Below are 1,962 nucleotides of genomic sequence, written 5' to 3' on the forward strand. Positions count from 1 at the left end.
TCAGGGGGAGAGCGGCATCCACCCCATCTCCACCCACTAAGCTATTGTTTTAATGTAAGCGTCCGGGTTCGCCGCCCTGCCGGGGCGGTGCCGTCGACGATAGTGTCCACCACGGGATGATGGACACTATCGGTTTGCGGTGACGAAGCAGAAGAAGCGGCGGGTGTGGTCGGCGGAGGAGAAGCGGCTGATCTGCGGGCAGTCGCGGTTGCCGGGCGTCTCGGTCAGCCAGGTGGCGCGGCGGTACGACGTGAATGCGAACCTGGTGTTCACGTGGCTGCGCGATCCGCGGTTTGCCGACAGCGACAGCGAGGCCCCGTCATTTCTTCCGGTCGAGATCGCCGGGCCAACCGAACGTGCGGCGGCGGCGGCGTCCGGCGAGGGCCGGATCGAGATCGAGCTCGTCGGCGGACACCGGCTGCGGATCATCGGCGGCTACGACCCCGAGACGCTGGCCCGGCTGCTGCGGGGCCTGTCGGCGTGATCCCGACACCGAGCGGCACGCGGGTGTGGCTGGCGGCCGGGGTGACGTACATGCGCAAGGGCTTCGCGGCGCTGGCGGCGCAGGCCGAGGCGACGCTGCGGCAGAACCCGTTCAGCGGGCATCTCTTCGTGTTCCGCGGGCGGCGCGGCGACCTGGTGAAGGTGATCTGGTGGGATGGCCAGGGCGCCTGCCTGTTCGTGAAGCGGCTGGAGCGCGGCCGGTTCGTGTGGCCGCAGGCGACGGAGGGCAAGGTGTCGCTGACGCCGGCGCAGCTCGCGATGCTGCTCGAGGGCATCGACTGGCGGATGCCGCAGCGGACTTGGCAGCCGGAGGCGGCGGGATAGGCGGCGGGTTTGAGGCCGCGGGGATTCCCATAGGGAATCCAATGCGGTAAACTTTTCCCCATGCTCGACGAGACACTCGCCTTGCCGGAAGACCCCGAGGAGTTGCGCGCCTTCACGGCGCGCCTCCTCGCCGAGGTGAAGGCGCAGGCGGTGCTGATCGAGAAGCTGCGCCACCAGCTGGCCGGCCATGCGCGCCACCGCTTCGGCGTCTCGTCGGAGACGGCCGAGCAACTGCAACTGGCGCTGGAGACGAGCGAGATCGCCGCGGCGGCGCTGACGGCGCGGCTGCGCCTTCCGGACGTCGAGGAGAAGATCCGGCCGAGGCGCCGGCCGATCCCGGACCACGTCCCGCGAATGGAGGTGGAGCTCATCCCCGCAGGCGAGGCCTGCGCCGACTGCGGCGGCAGGCTGCGCCGGATCGGCGAGGACGTGCCCGAAGAGCTGGAATACGTCCCCGGCCGCTTCGTCGTGAACCGGATCGTCCGGCCGCGACTCGCCTGCGCCGGCTGCGAGCGCTTCGTCCAGGCGCCGTTGCCGACCCGTCCCATCGAGCGCGGCCGCCCGGGCCCCGGCCTGCTCGCCCACGTCCTGGTCGGCAAGTACGCCGACCACCTGCCGCTCTATCGCCAGTCCCGGATCTTCGAGCGCGACGGGCTCGACCTCGACCGCTCCACCCTCGCCGACTGGGTGGGCAAGACAACCGCGCTGCTCGCGCCGCTCGCCGACGCCATCGGCCGACACGTGCTCGCGGCCGGGGCGATCTTCGCCGACGACACGCCGATCCGCATGCTCGCGCCCGGGACCGGCAAGACGCAGACCGCTCGGCTCTGGACCTATGCCCGCGACGAGCGCCCCTGGGGCGGCCCGACAGCGCCGGCGGCCTGGTATCGCTTCTCGGGCGACCGCAAGGGAGAGCATCCGAAGGATCATCTCGCCCGCTTCCGCGGCTTCATGCATGCCGACTGCTATGCCGGCTTCGACGACCTCTACCGCTCCGGCGCCATCCGCGAGGTCGCCTGCATGGCTCACGTCCGACGCAAGTTCGTCGACGTCCATCGCACCCAGGCCTCGCCGATCGCCGAGGAGGCGATCCGGCGCATTGTGGACTTGCCCGGCTTTGGTGGAGAGCGTTTA

General features: G+C 70.5%; 3 protein-coding genes. All 3 read left to right on the forward strand.

Going from position 1 to position 1,962, the window contains the following annotated elements:
- The first annotated feature begins 139 nt into the window (after positions 1–139).
- Complete coding sequence (gene tnpA / locus E3D03_RS20555; protein WP_263568495.1) at positions 140–484, forward strand: IS66-like element accessory protein TnpA; 345 nt, start codon at positions 140–142, stop codon at positions 482–484.
- Complete coding sequence (gene tnpB / locus E3D03_RS20560) at positions 481–828, forward strand: IS66 family insertion sequence element accessory protein TnpB (protein WP_263568496.1); 348 nt, start codon at positions 481–483, stop codon at positions 826–828. The genes tnpA and tnpB overlap by 4 nt, the downstream gene beginning before the upstream one ends.
- Before the next feature lie 60 nt (positions 829–888).
- The coding region (gene tnpC / locus E3D03_RS20565; protein ID WP_263568497.1) for an IS66 family transposase at positions 889–1,962 on the forward strand (1,074 nt) is incomplete at its 3' end.

The organism is Paracoccus sp. DMF (assembly GCF_004407025.1).
GTDB lineage: Bacteria > Pseudomonadota > Alphaproteobacteria > Rhodobacterales > Rhodobacteraceae > Paracoccus > Paracoccus aminovorans_B.